Below are 15674 nucleotides of genomic sequence, written 5' to 3' on the forward strand. Positions count from 1 at the left end.
TGCCGCCGCCCGCCAGCATCGCGTCGAGCGTGCCTTCGCCGCCGTCGGCCATCGGGCAGCAGCGCACGACGGCGTCGGGCCGGGCGCGGCGGATGCCGGTGGCGATCGCGTCCGCGACCTGCTCGGCGGAAAGCGAGCCTTTGAACGAATCGGGCGCGATGACGACGACAGGCGCGGACGGGTGTTGCGGCATGGTGTCTCCGGAAGGCGTGATTGGTGTGAAGAATATCGGGGCCGCGACGGTGGCGACTCCTCAATCGGAGCTTACAGGATGGCGGGCCCGGGTTGGATATGGCGTTCGGCATAGCGGCGATCCGCTTGCATTGCCGTGCAAAGGGCGGTTGACGCGGCGCGGACGCATGCGCGTCGCGCCGATCTGGCGGTGTGATGAAAATTGTTTGCTAGAATAGTCGATTCTTCCGGCCAAAGCCGTGCTCCGAGCCGCTTGCGCTAGCCATCCGGCGCGTGCAGGGATGGCGTGGCGCTCCGGCGCGGCGAGTGGATGTGACACACATCACGCCGCAGGCAGGCACGGCAAGGAAAACCCGATTCGCTCGAATAATTTTAGGACGATTGAAGCCATGGCTAACGTTGTTGAGAACCTCGGCAAGCTTGAACGCCGCGTGACGATTTCCCTGCCGAAAGACACCGTGCAGAAGGAAATCGACGCCCGTATCCAGAAACTCGCGAAGACCGTGCGCATGCCGGGTTTCCGCCCGGGCAAGGTGCCGGTGAGGATGGTCGCGCAACAGTACGCGGGTCAGGTCGAGGCGGAAGTGCTGAGCGACAAGATCGGCCAGGAATTCTTCACGATCAGCCGCGCGGAAAACCTGCGCGTCGCTGGCCAGCCGAGCTTCGAGCCGAAGCAGGAGCAGGCTGAAGGTGCATACGCGTTCGACGCGACGTTCGAGGTCTACCCGGAAGTCAAGATCGGCGATCTGGCGACGGCTGAAGTCGAGCGCTCGACGACGTCGATCGGCGACGCCGAAATCGACCGCACGCTGGACATCCTGCGCAAGCAGCGCGTGCACTTCCACGCACGTGGCGAAGCCGGCGAGCACGGCGACGGCGGCGCGGACACCGCAGCGAAGAACGGCGACCGCGTGACGGTCGACTTCGTCGGCAAGATCGACGACGTCGCGTTCCAGGGCGGCACGGCTGAAGATTTCCCGTTCGTGCTCGGCGAAGGCCGCATGCTGCCGGAATTCGAAACCGCGGCGCTGGGCCTGAAGGTCGGCGAATCGCGCACGTTCGACCTGGCGTTCCCGGAGGACTACCACGGCAAGGACGTCGCGGGCAAGACGGCGCAATTCACGGTCACGATGAAGAAGATCGAGTGGCCGCACCTGCCGGAAATCGACGCTGAATTCGCGAAGTCGCTCGGCATCGAAGACGGCGATCTCACGAAGATGCGCGCCGAGATCAAGGAAAACCTCGAGCGCGAAGCGAAGCGCCGCACGCAGTCGATCGTCAAGAACCAGGTGATGGACGCGCTGCTGAAGATTTCCGAACTCGACGTGCCGAAGGCGCTGATCGAGCAGGATCAGCAACGCCTCGTCGAAATGGCTCGCCAGGATCTGGCGCAGCGCGGCGTGCCGAACGCGAAGGACGCACCGATCCCGGCCGAGATGTTCACCGAGCAGGCGGAACGCCGCGTGAAGCTGGGCCTCGTGCTGGCCGAGCTCGTGAAGTCGAACGGCCTCGAAGCGAAGCCGGAACAGATCCGCGCGGAAGTCGACGAGTTCGCGAAGAGCTACGAAGACCCGAAGGAAGTGGTCCGCTGGTATTATTCGAACCAGCAGCGCCTCGCCGAGATGGAAGCGTTCGTCGTTGAAAGCAACGTCGTCGATTTCGTGCTGGGCAAGGCGAAGGTGACGGACAAGGAAGTGAGCTTCGAAGCACTCGCGAGCGCATCGGCGCAAGCGTAAGTGTTGCTCTAGCGGCGTGCCGGCTGTCGGAGCGACGGCCCGCACGCCGTTTTTACGTCAAGCGCACGGTTGCCATTAATATGGCGATTGAGCGGGCGGCTTCCTTCCGTTCAATTTTCCATTCGAACAAGGTTCATTGAATGATCACTCGCGCTGAATTGCTGGACATGCTTGCTTCGAACGCGCCGCAGGGTTTCGAGGCGCAAGCGCTGGGGCTGGTGCCGATCGTCGTCGAAACGAGCGGCCGCGGCGAGCGTTCGTACGATATCTACTCGCGTCTCCTGAAGGAGCGCCTGGTGTTCATGGTCGGCGAAGTGAACGACCAGACCGCCAACCTCGTGGTCGCGCAGCTGCTGTTCCTCGAGAGCGAGAATCCCGACAAGGACATCAGCCTGTACATCAACAGCCCGGGCGGGTCGGTGTCGGCCGGCATGGCGATCTACGACACGATGCAGTTCATCAAGCCGGACGTGTCGACGCTGTGCATGGGCCTCGCGGCCAGCATGGGTGCGTTCCTGCTCGCGTCGGGTGCGAAGGGCAAGCGTTTCGCGCTGCCGAACTCGCGCGTGATGATTCACCAGCCGCTCGGCGGCGCACGCGGCCAGGCATCCGACATCGAGATCCAGGCACGCGAAATCCTCTACCTGAAGGAGCGGCTGAACCAGTTGCTCGCGCAGCACACGGGCCAGGACGTCGAGCGCATCGCGCGCGACACCGACCGTGATAACTTCATGTCGAGCGAGGACGCGAAGGCGTACGGGCTGATCGATCAGGTGCTGTTGAAGCGCCCGTGAGCTTAAACGGGGTGCCGCCCCGATTCGGGCGGCGCCCTCAAACGTCCCGAGTGCCCTGAGCATCTGCGGCAAGCGCATCCAGCCGGCTCCGGTCGCGCCCTAGGCGCGGCGTCCGGAGCAATCGGCGTATCATGTCATTTACCTGTCCGGAGGCTCTACATTCATGGCGGACAAAAAAGGTTCGAACAGCGAGAAGCTGTTGTATTGCTCGTTTTGCGGGAAAAGCCAGCATGAGGTGAAAAAACTCATCGCGGGCCCGTCGGTGTTCATCTGCGATGAATGTATCGACCTCTGCAACGAAATCATTCGCGACGAGGCGGCTGCCGCCGGCGTCGAGGCCAGCCTGTCCCGGTCGGATCTCCCGAGCCCGCAGGAAATTCGCGACATCCTCGATCAGTACGTGATCGGCCAGGAGCGTGCGAAGAAGATCCTCGCGGTGGCCGTGTACAACCACTACAAGCGCCTGAAGCATCTCGACAAGAAGGACGACGTCGAGTTGTCGAAGAGCAACATCCTGCTGATCGGCCCGACGGGCTCCGGCAAGACGCTGCTCGCGCAGACGCTCGCGCGGTTGCTCAACGTGCCGTTCGTGATCGCCGATGCGACGACGCTGACCGAAGCCGGCTACGTCGGCGAGGACGTCGAGAACATCATCCAGAAGCTGTTGCAGAACTGCAACTACGAGGTCGACAAGGCCCAGCGCGGGATCGTCTACATCGACGAAATCGACAAGATCAGCCGCAAGTCGGACAACCCGTCGATCACGCGCGACGTGTCGGGCGAGGGTGTCCAGCAGGCGCTGCTGAAGCTCGTCGAGGGCACGATGGCGTCGGTGCCGCCGCAGGGCGGCCGCAAGCACCCGAACCAGGATTTCATCCAGGTCGACACGACCAACATCCTGTTCATCTGCGGCGGTGCGTTCGACGGCCTCGAAAAGGTGATCACCGACCGTACCGAGAAAACCGGCATCGGCTTCGGCGCGACGGTCAAGAGCAAGCAGGAACGCGACGCGGGCGAAGTGCTGCGCGAAACGGAACCGGAAGACCTGATCAAATTCGGTCTGATCCCCGAATTGATCGGCCGCCTGCCGGTGGTCGCGACGCTCGGCAAGCTCGATGAAGCCGCGCTGATGAAGATCCTGGTCGAGCCGAAGAACGCGCTCGTCAAGCAGTATCACAAGCTGTTCGCGATGGAGCGCGTCGAGTTGGAGATCCGGCCGGGCGCACTGCAGGCAGTCGCCCGCAAGGCGATCCGCCGCAAGACCGGCGCGCGCGGTTTGCGTTCGATCATCGAACAGGCGTTGCTCGACGTGATGTACGAGCTGCCGACGATGAAAGGGGTCAGCAAGGTCATCATCGACGAGAACGTCATCGATGGCGACGGCAAGCCTTTGCTGATCTACGAGGACACGCCGAAGGTGGCGGGTTCGAACTGACCGGCTTGCCGACGATGTTCTGCGAAAAAGGCCGTTCATGAGACCGTGGGCGGCTTTTTTTCGTTTATCTTGTGGGTAACTCTGACTCGACACGCGGTGGTTACTTTCTTACCGAATATTTCCCGCACTTGAAGGCTTGCAATTCGTTGTGGCGGCCTCAATTACCGAACAATTGATTCCACTCATGGGGAAATGAAATGTCAGGCACCCAACTTCTCCCGCCGGAACGCATCACGCTCCCGCTGCTGCCGCTGCGGGATGTCGTCGTTTTCCCGCACATGGTGATTCCGCTCTTCGTGGGCCGGCCGAAATCGATCAAGGCCCTCGAAGCAGCGATGGAAGGCGGCAAGCACATCATGCTCGTCGCCCAGAAAACCGCGGCCAAGGACGAACCGACCGAAAAGGACATGTACGAGGTCGGTTGTATCGCCAACATCCTGCAGATGCTGAAGCTGCCGGACGGCACCGTGAAGGTGCTCGTCGAGGGCCTGCAGCGCGCGAAGGCGTTGTCGATCGAAGAGCAGGAAACGCAATTCTCCTGCGAAGTGATGCCGCTAGAGCCCGATCACGCCGACAGCGCTGAAACGGAAGCGCTGCGCCGCGCGATCGTGTCGCAGTTCGACCAGTACGTGAAGCTGAACAAGAAGATCCCGCCGGAGATTCTCACGTCGCTGTCGGGCATCGACGAAGCGGGCCGCCTCGCCGACATGATCGCCGAGCGCCTGCCGCTGAAGCTTGACCAGAAGCAGCACATCCTCGAGATGTTCCCGGTCATCGAGCGCCTCGAGCACCTGCTCGCGCAGCTCGAAGCCGAGATCGACATCCTGCAGGTGGAAAAGCGCATCCGCGGGCGCGTGAAGCGCCAGATGGAAAAGAGCCAGCGCGAGTACTACCTGAACGAACAGGTCAAGGCGATCCAGAAGGAACTGGGCGAAGGCGAAGAGGGTGCCGATCTCGAGGAACTCGAGAAGCGCATCAACGCCGCGCGCATGCCGAAGGAAGCGAAGAAGAAGGCCGACGCCGAGCTGAAGAAGCTGAAGCTGATGTCGCCGATGTCGGCGGAAGCCACCGTCGTGCGCAACTACATCGACACGCTGATCGGCCTGCCGTGGCGCAAGAAGAGCAAGGTCAACAACGACCTGTCGAACGCCGAGCAGGTGCTCGACGAGGATCACTTCGGCCTCGAGAAGGTGAAGGAACGCATCCTCGAGTATCTCGCGGTCCAACAGCGCGTCGACAAGGTGAAGGCGCCGATCCTGTGCCTCGTCGGGCCCCCGGGCGTCGGCAAGACCTCGCTCGGCCAGTCGATCGCCCGCGCGACGAACCGCAAGTTCGTCCGGATGGCGCTCGGCGGCGTGCGTGACGAAGCCGAGATCCGTGGCCACCGCCGTACGTACATCGGTTCGATGCCGGGCAAGATCCTGCAGAGCCTCACGAAGGTCGGCGTGCGCAATCCGCTCTTCCTGCTCGACGAAGTCGACAAGATGGGCATGGATTTCCGCGGCGATCCGTCGTCGGCGCTGCTCGAAGTGCTCGATCCGGAACAGAACCACACGTTCGCCGACCACTACATCGAAGTCGACTTCGACCTGTCGGACGTGATGTTCGTCGCGACGTCGAACTCGCTGAACATCCCGCCGCCGCTGCTCGACCGGATGGAAGTGATCCGTCTGTCGGGTTACACGGAAGACGAGAAGGTCAGCATCGCCCAGCGTTACCTGCTGCCGAAGCAGAAGAAGAACAACGGGCTGAAGGAAGGCGAGATCGAGGTCACCGAGCAGGCGATCCGCGACATCATCCGCTACTACACGCGTGAAGCCGGTGTGCGTTCGCTCGAGCGGGAAGTGTCGAAGATCTGCCGCAAGGTTGTGAAGATGCTGCTGCTGAAGAAGGCATCGGGTGCGATCAAGGTCGACGGCGAAAACCTCGATACGTTCCTCGGCGTACGCAAGTACGACTTCGGCCTCGCGGCGAAGGAAAACCAGGTCGGTCAGGTGACGGGCCTCGCGTGGACGGAAGTCGGTGGCGATCTGCTGACGATCGAAGCCGCGGTGATGCCGGGCAAGGGCAACGTGATCCGTACGGGTTCGCTCGGCGACGTGATGAAGGAGTCGGTCGAGGCGGCACGTTCGGTCGTGCGCTCGCGCTCGCGTCGTCTCGGCATCAAGGACGAAGCGTTCGAGAAGCAGGACATCCACATCCACGTGCCGGAAGGCGCGACGCCGAAGGACGGTCCGTCCGCAGGTGGTGCGATGACGACCGCGCTGGTGTCGGTGCTGACGGGTATCCCCGTGCGTGCCGATGTCGCGATGACGGGCGAAATCACGCTGCGTGGTGAAGTCCTGCCGATCGGTGGTCTGAAGGAGAAGCTGCTCGCCGCGCATCGCGGTGGCATCAAGCTCGTGTTGATCCCGGAAGAGAACGTGAAGGATCTCGCCGAGATTCCGGACAACGTGAAGAACGCGATCGAGATCGTGCCGGTCCGCTGGATCGACAAGGTGCTGGAACTCGCGCTCGAGCGTTCGCCGACCCCGCTGCCGCCGGAAGAAGAGGCGAAGGCGGCGGCACCGGTCGCCGATGCGGCGAAGGATGCCGGCTCGACGGAATTCGTCAAGCACTAAGCATCGGAACATCGTCGTTCCTGACGGTTGTTCACGAAACCCGCGGCATGGCCGCGGGTTTTTTTATGCGAAGCCGAATCGTGTGCCCGAACGTTTAAAAAATTCGCGTCAGGGCTTTGCAAAATGATCGGGGATGAATTAAACTTGCGGGCTCGCTGGTTGTTGATGCCGAAACGCAGATCGCAGCCAGAACGAATCGGAAACGGGTGCTTAGCTCAGCTGGTAGAGCGGCGCCCTTACAAGGCGTAGGTCGGGGGTTCGAACCCCTCAGCACCCACCAGTTTCCTGATTCAGCCAGACCAAGGAGCGGTAGTTCAGTCGGTTAGAATACCGGCCTGTCACGCCGGGGGTCGCGGGTTCGAGTCCCGTCCGCTCCGCCAGAAAATGAAGAAGCCCGCCTTGTGCGGGCTTTTTCATTTGCATTTAGGGCTGCGCCTGCAAGCGCTGCCGCGGGATGTAGGCGAGTCCCGTCCGCTCCGCCCCAAAAACAAAAGTGCCTGCCGAGTGCGGGCATTTTCGTTTTGTGCGCCCGTTTGCCGCGCCGCAGTCGCCCACGCGACGTCTGCTTTTCTCCCGTCCCACCCCGTATGTTGTAATATCGGACGTTTTGTCCAATTTTCCCGTCACGCATGCTCGATTTCTTCCGTAATCACCAGCGCCTGATGATGGCGCTCCTGCTCCTGATCGTGTTGCCGGGGCTGGGTTTCGTCGGGATCCAAGGCTTCCGCGGCTTCTTCGACGACAGCGCGAACGTCGCGGCAGTCAACGGGCACAAGATCACGCGGGTCGAATTCGACGGCGCGTTCCGTCAGCAGATTGACCAGGCGCGTCAGGCGCTCGGCGGGCAGTTCGACATCAAGATGTTCGATACGCCCGAGCACCGCAAGCAGGTGCTCGACGGCCTGATCCAGCAACGCGTGCTGGCCGACGAGACCCAACGTCTGCATCTGACCGCCTCCGACAACGCCGTGCGCGACGCGCTGATGAGCGACCCGATGATTGCGTCGCTGAAGAAGCCCGACGGTTCGATCGATGTCGAGCGCTATGCGCAACTGCTGTCGTTCCAGGGGATGACGCCCGAGCAGTATCAGGAGCGCGTGCGCTACAGCCTCGCGCTGCAACAGATTCCGGCCAGCATCGTGTCGAGCGCATTCACGCCGAAGAGCCTCGCGCAACGCTTGTCCGAACTCGCGGCGCAGCAGCGCGAAGTGCAGGCGCTCGTGCTGAAGACGAGCGACTTCGCCGCGAAGGTCCAGCCGACCGATGCGCAGCTCGCCGCGTACTATGACGCGCACAAGCAGAGCTTCGCGACGCCGGAGACCGCGACGATCCAGTACCTCGTGTATTCGCCTGCCGCAGCGGCCGCGAGCGCGCAGCCGACCGAGGCGGACATCAAGAAGTTCTACGACGACAACCCGACGCACTTCCGCACCGAAGCACAGGTGCGCGTGAGCCACATCTTCATCGCCGCGCCGGGCAGCGCAAGCGCGGCCGACAAGGCTGCGGCGAAGACGAAGGCCGAGCAGCTGCTGGCCGACGTGAAGGCGCATCCGGACCAGTTCGCGCAGATCGCGCAGAAGAGCTCGCAGGACGCACCGTCTGCCGCGAAGGGCGGCGACCTCGGCTTCATCACGCGTGGCTCGACGGCGGGCGGCAAGGCGTTCGACGATGCCGCGTTCGCGCTCAAGCAGGGCGACGTGAGCGGTGTCGTGCAGTCGGATCTCGGCTTCCACATCCTGAAGGCAACGGAAGTGAAGCCGGCCGCCGTCAAGCCGTTCGCCGACGTGAAGGACCAGATCGCAGTCGACCTCAAGCAGCAGTACGCATCGAAGGCGTTCACGGACAACGCGGAAGGCTTCACGTCCACTGTCTACGAAAAGGCGAAGACGCTGCAGCCGGCCGCGGACAAGTACAAGCTGACGATCCAGACGGCCACCGTCACACCGACGCCGAATCCGCAGCTGGCGCCGACGAGCCCGCTGAACAATCCGAAGTTCCTGGCCGCCGTGTTCGCCAACGACTCGGTGAAGAGCCAGAACAATACGCAGGCGATCGACGTCGGCAACAACACGCTGATCTCGGCGCGCGTGACCGACTACAAGCCGGCCGCCGTGCCCGCGCTCGACGCGATCAAGGACATCGTGCGCCAGAAGGTCGTGGCCGAACAGGCTGCGGATCTCGCGAAGAAGGACGGCGCGGCGAAGCTTGCCGAACTGCAGAAGTCGAAGTCGGTCGACGGATTCGCGGTCGCGCAGAAGGTGTCGCGCACGCAGTCGCAGGGCCTGACGCCGGCTGCACTGAGCGCCGTGTACAAGGTCGATGCGAAGACGCTGCCGGCGTACGTGGGTGTCGATCTCGGCGCGGACGGCTACGCGATCTATCGCGTGAACGCGGTGATCCCGGGTTCGGCGGTCGATCCGCAGCAACTGGCCGCCGCGCAGCAGCAGATGGCGCAGGTCGACGCGCAGAGCGAAGGCGAAGCGTATCTCGCCGCATTGCGTGACCGCTCGAAGGTGAAGCTGTACGGCTCGACGGCCAGCCAGTCGCAGGACGGCGACAACTGAGCGTCGTTTCGCACGCAACAAAAAGCCCCGCTTCATGCGGGGCTTTTTGTTTTCCGGCGGGGCGGCAGCGTCAGCCGCGCGGCTTGCCGAGCAGCGGCTTCAGCGCAGGCCAGACGTTGTCGAGCAGAATGCCTTGCGCCTGTTGTGCGGGGTGCATCTGGTCGGCCTGGAACAACTCCGGCTTGTTCTCGATGCCGGCCAGCAGGAACGGCACGAGCGGCACGCCGAGATCCTTCGACAGCCGCGTATAGACGGCGTGGAACTTCTGCGTGTAGTCGGGGCCGTAATTGGGTGGCACATACATGCCGACCAGCACGACCTTCGCCCGCGCCTGTCGTGCGCCGGCGATGATGTCGCGCAGGTTCTGCTCGGTCGTGGCGAGCGGCACGCCGCGCAGCGCATCGTTCGACCCGAGCTCGACGACGACGATCGACGGCTTGAGCCGTTGCAGCACCGCGGGCAGCCGCGCGCGGCCGCCGCTCGTGGTGTCGCCGCTGACGCTGGCGTTCGCGACGCTATAATCGATTCGCTCGGTCGTGAGCCGTTGCCGTAGCAATGCCACCCAGCCGGTGTCGCGCGGCAGCCCGTATTCGGCCGACAGGCTGTCGCCGAGCACGACGATCACGGGCTGGTCTGATGTCGCCGCCGGCGTCGTTGCGGCGCGCGCCGGCACGGTGGCAGCGAGCAGGGTGCCCAGCAGCGCGGCGACCGCCGCGCGTCTTTTCCAGCGAAATGTCGTGTCCATGTTCAAGATTACCGATCCGATCATCGAAGTCCATGACGTATGCAAGCGGGTCGCCGATGCAACGGGCGAGCTGACGATCCTCGACGGCATCACACTTGCCGTGCAGCCGGGCAGCAGCCTCGCGATCGTCGGCGCGTCGGGGTCAGGTAAATCGACGCTGCTTGGCCTGCTTGCCGGGTTGGACAGCGCGACGAGCGGCACGGTTCGCCTGCTCGGTCGTGCGCTCGACCAACTCGACGAGGATGCGCGCGCGGCGCTGCGCAACGGCGCAGTCGGCTTCGTGTTCCAGTCGTTCCAGTTGATGCCGCACCTGACGGCGCTCGAGAACGTCATGCTGCCGCTCGAGCTGCAGGGCGGCATCAGCGCGCGTGAGGCAGCCGATCGTGCCCGGGCGCTGCTCGTGCAGGTCGGTCTCGGTGAGCGCACTGCGCATTATCCGAAGCTGTTGTCCGGGGGCGAGCAGCAGCGCGTCGCGCTTGCGCGCGCATTCGTCACGCGCCCGGCGATCCTGTTCGCCGACGAGCCGACCGGCAGCCTCGATGCGGCCACGGGGCATGCGGTCATCGACCTGATGTTCGAGCTGAACCGCACGCACGGTGCCACGCTCGTGCTCGTCACGCACGATGTCGAACTTGCACGCCGCTGTGCGACGACCGTGACGATCGACGCCGGACGCATCGTCGAGCCGCACGCGGAGCAGCGCGGCACCTGAATTGATCGGCCGGCCGCGCAAGCAGGGCTGCGCGGCCGGCATCGGCATGACGCCGATACCCGCGAGCGTCAGCGCTTCAGTGCCGCGCGGGCGCGCTCGATCAGCGCGGTGGTCGACGAGTCGTGCTTGGCCGGATCGACCGACTCGCCCGTCAGGTCGGCTTCCACCACCTTGCCGAGAATCTTGCCGAGCTCGACGCCCCACTGGTCGAACGGATTGATGTCCCACACCGTTGCCTGCACGAGCACCTTGTGTTCATACAGCGCGATCAGCGCGCCGAGCGTGCGCGGCGTCAGCGCATCGACGAGCAGTGTCGTCGTCGGGCGGTTGCCCGGGAACGTCAGGTGCGGCGCGAGCGCTTCCTTGCCCGGCCCCGCGACCTTGCGCGCTTCGTCGAGCGTGCGGCCGAGCATCAGCGCCTCGCTCTGCGCGAAGCAGTTCGCCAGCAGCTTCGGATGATGGCTCGCGAGCGGATGCTCGGGCGTCAGCACCGCGATGAAGTCGATCGGCACGATCGTCGGCCCCTGGTGCAGCATCTGGAAGAACGCGTGCTGCCCGTTGGTGCCCGGCTCACCCCACGTGACGGCGGAGGTCGGGTAGTCGACGAAGGTGCCGTCCAGGCGCGCGGATTTGCCGTTGCTCTCCATTTCGAGCTGCTGCAGGTACGACGGCAGGTAGTGCAGCGCTTCCGAATACGGTGCGACGAGGTAGCTCTGCGAACCGAAGAAATTTCGGTACCAGATGCCGATCAGGCCGAGCAGCACGGGCAGGTTGCGCTCGAGCGGCGCTTCGCGGAAATGACGATCCATGTCGTTCGCGCCGGCCAGCAGCTCGTCGAACTGCTCGGGGCCGATCGCGATCATGATCGACAGGCCGACCGCCGACCACAGCGAATAGCGGCCGCCCACCCAGTCCCACATCTCGAACACGTTGTCCGCGGCGATGCCGAACTTCACGACTTCGGCCGGGTTTGCCGACACGCCGACGAAGTGCTTCGCGAGCGCGTCCTCGGGGCAGCCGCGCGCGACGAACCAGTCGCGCAGCGAGCGTGCGTTCGTCATCGTCTCGAGCGTCGTGAACGTCTTCGACACGATGATCGCGAGCGTTTCCTCCGGATCGACCTGCTCGAGCACGCGCGCGAGATCGGCGCCGTCGACGTTCGACACGAAGTGCGTGGTGATGTCGGGCGTCGCGACGTGATGCAGCGCATGCACGACCATCTTCGGCCCGAGATCGGAGCCGCCGATGCCGATGTTGATCACGTGGCGGATGCGCTTGCCGGTGTAGCCCGTCCACGTGCCGCTGCGCACGGCGCGCGCGAAGGTCGCCATCTTCGCGCGCTCGGCGCTGATCTGTGCGTGGAACGGCGCTTGCGGATCGGTCGCGCGCAGCGCGGTGTGCAGCGCGGCACGGCCTTCGGTCGGGTTGACGATCTCGCCCGCGAACATCGCGTCGCGGCGTGCTTCGACGCCCGCGTCGCGCGCGAGCTGGACGAGCAGGCGCAGCGTGTCGTCATTGATGCGGTTCTTCGAGAAATCGGCCGCGAGGCCGCCGCCCGCGAGCGTGAAGCGTTCGGCACGCGTCGGCGCGTGGTCGTGTTCCGGCGCGAACCAGTCGCGCAGGCGAGCATGGCGGATTTGCTCGAAGTGGGATTGAAGGGCAGTCCAGGCGGGGAGCGAATTCAGCGTCATGGCGGTTCGAGTGAAGCGTGAATCGGGAGGAATGCCGCGCCGGCTCATCGGGATCGGAAGGCCGGCGGACGAGAGGGACCGCCGTGCGGCGGGGCAGTCAGTATAGCGGCCTTATGTGTCGGCGCGCGGCGGCGCGTAAAAAAGGCGATTGATCAGCGTGCGCACCATCGGTGCGAGTTCGCCGGCCGTGAGGCCGGCCGGGCCGGTGCCGTGTGTGGTCAGCGTGTCGGCCGCGAGGCCGTGCAGGTAGACGCCCGCGAGCGCTGCCTCGTACGGTGCGACGCGTTGCGCGAGCAACGCGCCGATCAGCCCGCCGAGTACGTCGCCGGTGCCGCCCGTGGCGAGCGCCGCGTTGCCGGTCGGATTGATCGTCACGCGGCCGTCGGGCGCCGCAATCACCGTGCCCGAGCCTTTCAGCACGACGTTCGCCACATAACGAGCCGCGAGCGCCTGCGCGGCCGCCACGCGGTCGCGCTGGATCGTCGCCGTGTCGCTGCCGAGCAACCGGGCGGCTTCGAGCGGATGCGGCGTCAGCACGCACGGATTGCCGCGCGTACCGCGCGTGGCGACGGCGGTCGCGAGGTCGGCATGTGTCGCGACGAGGTTCAGCGCATCGGCATCGAGCAGCGTCGCGGCATCGTGTGCGAGCACGTCGCGCACGAGCGTCGCCGCCGCCTCGCGCGTACCCAGTCCGCAGCCGGCCGCGATGGCGGTCATCGCGCCGAGATCGAGGCCGTCGGCCGGATGCAGCATCAGTTCGGGGAACGGCGGGTCGTACGGCGGCGCGCCGGCGCCGAGGAAGCCGACGTGCACCTTGCCGGCACCGGCGAACAGCGCGGCGCGGGCGGCCAGGATCGGCGCGCCGCACATGCCCGTGTCGCCGCCGAGCACGGCGAGACTGCCGAACGTGCCCTTGTGGGACGCGAATGCGCGCGCCGGCAGGGCGGCGGCGAAGCGCGCGGGCGCGTTCAGCACGATGGCCGGCGCGGCGGGTGGCGCGACGTCGAGCGAGGTGACGTCGATCTCGCCGGCGAGATCGCGGCCTTCGCCCGTGTAGAGGCCCGGCTTCGCGGCGATGAAGGTGAGCGTATGGGTTGCGGCGACGGCGACGCCCGCGCCGACGATCTGGCCCGTATCGCTGTCGAGCCCGCTCGGTACATCGAGCGCGAGCACGTGGCCGCCGCTGCGCGCATGCACGGCGATGCGCTGGGCCTGCTCGGCGAATGCGCCGTCGAGCGCGCGGCCGAGACCGATGCCGAACAGTCCGTCGACAATCCATGCAAAGCCGTCCAGCGAAGCAGGCGGTGTGGCGGATAGCGGAACACCGGCTGCGCGCGCGAGGCCGAGCGCCCATTGCGCGTCGTCCGGTTTGACTGGCACCGGCATCCACGCTTGAGTGGCAACGCCAAGCTGCTGGAGGTGAGCGGCGGCAACCAGCGCGTCACCGCCGTTGTTGCCCGGGCCGACCGCGAACCACACGGGGCGGTCGTCGCCGGCCATGCGCTCGGATAGCCAGTGCGCGGCCGCGGCGCCGGCGCGGCCCATCAGCGTATGCGGCGGCAGCGCCGCCGCGGCGTCGGTTTCGGCCGTGCGCAACTCGGTGACGCGCAGCAGCGCAATCGGGTCGGAATCGGGGAGCGGGCGGGTAACGGTCATCGCGGGGTCGTGGCGGCTGGCTAGGTGGCCGCCGGGAGCGGGCCCGCGGCGGTCAGGTCGTGAAGCGCCCGGCGCGCAGCGCGGCGAGCGTGTCGGCGGGCCAGTGCTGCACGTCGCCGCCCAGATAGTCGGTCACCACTTTAGCAGACCCGCATGCGAGCCCCCAGCCGGCCGGGCCGTGTCCGAAATTGACGAACACGCGCGGATGCGGGGTCGGACCGACGACCGGCAGGCCGTCCGGCGACAGCAACTGCGTGCCTTGCCACGACAACGCGGCCGAGATTCGCGCGGCGCCGGGCACCCAGTCGTGGACGGCCTGGCCGAGCAGCGCGAGCGCGGCCTCGGACAGCGGTTCGGCGAGCGGCTTCGCGGTATCGGGCAGGCTCTGCAGCACGGCGCCGCCGCCGACGCGTAGCCGCTGGTGGGTGCGCGTGATCGAAATCCGCTTGATCGAATCGATGACGTTCAGGTGCGGTGCGTGTTCTTCGTACGCGACCGGCGCGGTAAGCGTATGGACGCGCACCGGATGCAGCGGCAGGCGCCAGCCGAGCCGGTCGAGCAGCGGCAGGCTGCCGGCGCCGGCGGCGACCACGATCGCATCGGCGGAAATGACGTCGACCTCGCGTGCGTTCGACGCGCGCCGGTCGCCGGGCGGGACGAGTTCGACCGCGGCACGGCCGGTGTCGACGCGGATCGCGGCGACTTCCGCGCCGAAGCGGAACTGCACGCCGTGCTCGTCGAGCGTCTGCTTGACCAGTTTCGCGAACAGCGGGCAATTGCCGGTGCGTTCGGTCTCGAGCAGCACGCCGCCGGCGAAGCCGGGTTCGGCCGGCACCGACGGTTCGAGCGTCGCGCATTCGTCGGCGGAGAGCAGGCGGTACGGCTGGTCGAGCGTGCGCAGCAGGTCGAGCGCCGGCTGCATCGCGTCCCAGTCGCGCGCATCGCGCACCACGTGCAGGATGCCGGGCTTCTGTTCGAATTCGAGTTCGAGGCGCGTCTCGATGTCGGCGAGCGTGTCGCGCGACGCATCGATCAGCGGGCGCAGCCGCGCGTACTGGGCGGCGAACGCGTCGGGTTCGCGCAGCGTGCCGAGCTGCTTGACGAAGCGGCGCACGCCGCCGTTGAAGCCCGGCTTGTAGACGATGCCGCTGTCGCGCGCCTGGCGCTGGCGCATGAAGGTCGGGCCGAACCAGACGTCGAGCGGGCTCGGCAGCAGCGCGCCGCCGTCGCCGTAGGTCGCACCCTGCGCGACAGTGGCGTGACGTTCGACGACGCACACGCGATGGCCGGCCGCGCGCAACTGGTAGGCGGTGGCGACGCCGCTGATTCCGCCGCCGATGACGATGACATCCATGGATTGCTTCGATGACGGGCGGCGCGCAGGCGCCGCCCGGTGAGAATTCGCTGAGGGCCCCGGCCCGGTGAACCCGGAATGATAGCGCCAAAATCGCGGGAACCGGCGCCGGGCGAGCACGGACCGTGCAGCCGTGCCGCGGCCGCCGGCTGCCGCGCCCGCGCGGGGCGGCCC

At 65.9% G+C, this 15674-nt stretch carries 11 protein-coding genes and 2 tRNA genes; 8 read left to right on the plus strand and 5 right to left on the minus strand.

Translation table 11 applies throughout. The features are described from left to right. Window positions 1-193 (minus strand): glycerate kinase (locus tag G3N96_RS33305; protein ID WP_206139848.1); only part of this gene is annotated, 193 nt, incomplete at its 3' end. Between the two features lie 388 nt (window positions 194-581). Here G3N96_RS33305 and tig point away from each other — a divergent pair. The 7 genes from tig (at window position 582) to G3N96_RS33340 (ending at window position 9342) form a co-directional block, all read left to right on the plus strand. Next, complete coding sequence (gene tig / locus G3N96_RS33310; RefSeq protein WP_206139849.1) at window positions 582-1928, plus strand: trigger factor; 1347 nt, start codon at window positions 582-584, stop codon at window positions 1926-1928. Window positions 1929-2068: 140 nt separating this feature from the next. After that, entirely contained in the window at window positions 2069-2722 is a 654-nt protein-coding gene (gene clpP / locus G3N96_RS33315) for an ATP-dependent Clp endopeptidase proteolytic subunit ClpP (protein ID WP_010092137.1), read from the plus strand. A gap of 163 nt (window positions 2723-2885) precedes the next feature. Beyond that, window positions 2886-4157: an ATP-dependent Clp protease ATP-binding subunit ClpX gene (gene clpX / locus G3N96_RS33320; RefSeq protein WP_006489345.1), complete on the plus strand. Its 1272-nt coding sequence runs from the start codon at window positions 2886-2888 to the stop codon at window positions 4155-4157. 197 nt (window positions 4158-4354) lie between these two features. Continuing rightward, complete coding sequence (gene lon / locus G3N96_RS33325) at window positions 4355-6778, plus strand: endopeptidase La (protein WP_011352361.1); 2424 nt, start codon at window positions 4355-4357, stop codon at window positions 6776-6778. Between the two features lie 204 nt (window positions 6779-6982). Continuing rightward, window positions 6983-7058: transfer RNA gene (locus tag G3N96_RS33330), tRNA-Val, on the plus strand. Window positions 7059-7081: 23 nt separating this feature from the next. Then, window positions 7082-7158, plus strand: a tRNA-Asp gene (locus G3N96_RS33335). 249 nt (window positions 7159-7407) lie between these two features. Continuing rightward, on the plus strand, window positions 7408-9342 hold the full coding sequence (locus G3N96_RS33340; protein ID WP_206139850.1) for a SurA N-terminal domain-containing protein: 1935 nt from the start codon (window positions 7408-7410) through the stop codon (window positions 9340-9342). Window positions 9343-9412: 70 nt separating this feature from the next. On the opposite strand, the gene G3N96_RS33345 is transcribed toward G3N96_RS33340, so the two are convergent. Further along, on the minus strand, window positions 9413-10087 hold the full coding sequence (locus G3N96_RS33345) for an arylesterase (RefSeq protein WP_206139851.1): 675 nt from the start codon (window positions 10085-10087) through the stop codon (window positions 9413-9415). Here G3N96_RS33345 and G3N96_RS33350 point away from each other — a divergent pair. After that, the gene (locus G3N96_RS33350; RefSeq protein ID WP_089456377.1) at window positions 10086-10799 is read left to right on the plus strand and encodes an ABC transporter ATP-binding protein; all 714 of its coding nucleotides are present in this window, start codon (window positions 10086-10088) and stop codon (window positions 10797-10799) included. The genes G3N96_RS33345 and G3N96_RS33350 overlap by 2 nt on opposite strands. Window positions 10800-10867: 68 nt before the next feature. Here the strand turns inward: G3N96_RS33350 and pgi are convergent, their stop codons facing one another. The 3 genes from pgi to G3N96_RS33365 all read right to left on the minus strand — a co-directional run bounded on the left by pgi (window position 10868) and on the right by G3N96_RS33365 (window position 15500). After that, window positions 10868-12490 (minus strand): glucose-6-phosphate isomerase, encoded by a 1623-nt coding sequence (gene pgi / locus G3N96_RS33355; protein ID WP_206139852.1) that lies wholly within the window; start codon window positions 12488-12490, stop codon window positions 10868-10870. A 111-nt stretch (window positions 12491-12601) separates the two neighbouring features. Further along, a complete protein-coding gene (locus tag G3N96_RS33360; protein ID WP_206139853.1) occupies window positions 12602-14146 on the minus strand; it encodes an NAD(P)H-hydrate dehydratase in 1545 nt (514 codons plus the stop codon). Between the two features lie 52 nt (window positions 14147-14198). After that, window positions 14199-15500 (minus strand): FAD-dependent oxidoreductase, encoded by a 1302-nt coding sequence (locus G3N96_RS33365; RefSeq protein ID WP_206139854.1) that lies wholly within the window; start codon window positions 15498-15500, stop codon window positions 14199-14201. Window positions 15501-15674: the final 174 nt, after the last annotated feature.

Source organism: Burkholderia sp. Se-20373 (assembly GCF_017104705.1).
Classification (GTDB): Bacteria; Pseudomonadota; Gammaproteobacteria; order Burkholderiales; family Burkholderiaceae; genus Burkholderia.

Coding starts and splice junctions, on each gene's coding strand:
- G3N96_RS33365 (WP_206139854.1), bottom strand. CDS start 15,500: ATGGATGTCATCGTCATCGGCGGCGGAATCAGCGGCGTCGCCACCGCC.
- pgi (WP_206139852.1), bottom strand. CDS start 12,490: ATGACGCTGAATTCGCTCCCCGCCTGGACTGCCCTTCAATCCCACTTC.
- G3N96_RS33350 (WP_089456377.1), top strand. CDS start 10,086: ATGTTCAAGATTACCGATCCGATCATCGAAGTCCATGACGTATGCAAG.
- clpP (WP_010092137.1), top strand. CDS start 2,069: ATGATCACTCGCGCTGAATTGCTGGACATGCTTGCTTCGAACGCGCCG.
- tig (WP_206139849.1), top strand. CDS start 582: ATGGCTAACGTTGTTGAGAACCTCGGCAAGCTTGAACGCCGCGTGACG.
- clpX (WP_006489345.1), top strand. CDS start 2,886: ATGGCGGACAAAAAAGGTTCGAACAGCGAGAAGCTGTTGTATTGCTCG.
- G3N96_RS33360 (WP_206139853.1), bottom strand. CDS start 14,146: ATGACCGTTACCCGCCCGCTCCCCGATTCCGACCCGATTGCGCTGCTG.
- lon (WP_011352361.1), top strand. CDS start 4,355: ATGTCAGGCACCCAACTTCTCCCGCCGGAACGCATCACGCTCCCGCTG.
- G3N96_RS33345 (WP_206139851.1), bottom strand. CDS start 10,087: ATGGACACGACATTTCGCTGGAAAAGACGCGCGGCGGTCGCCGCGCTG.
- G3N96_RS33340 (WP_206139850.1), top strand. CDS start 7,408: ATGCTCGATTTCTTCCGTAATCACCAGCGCCTGATGATGGCGCTCCTG.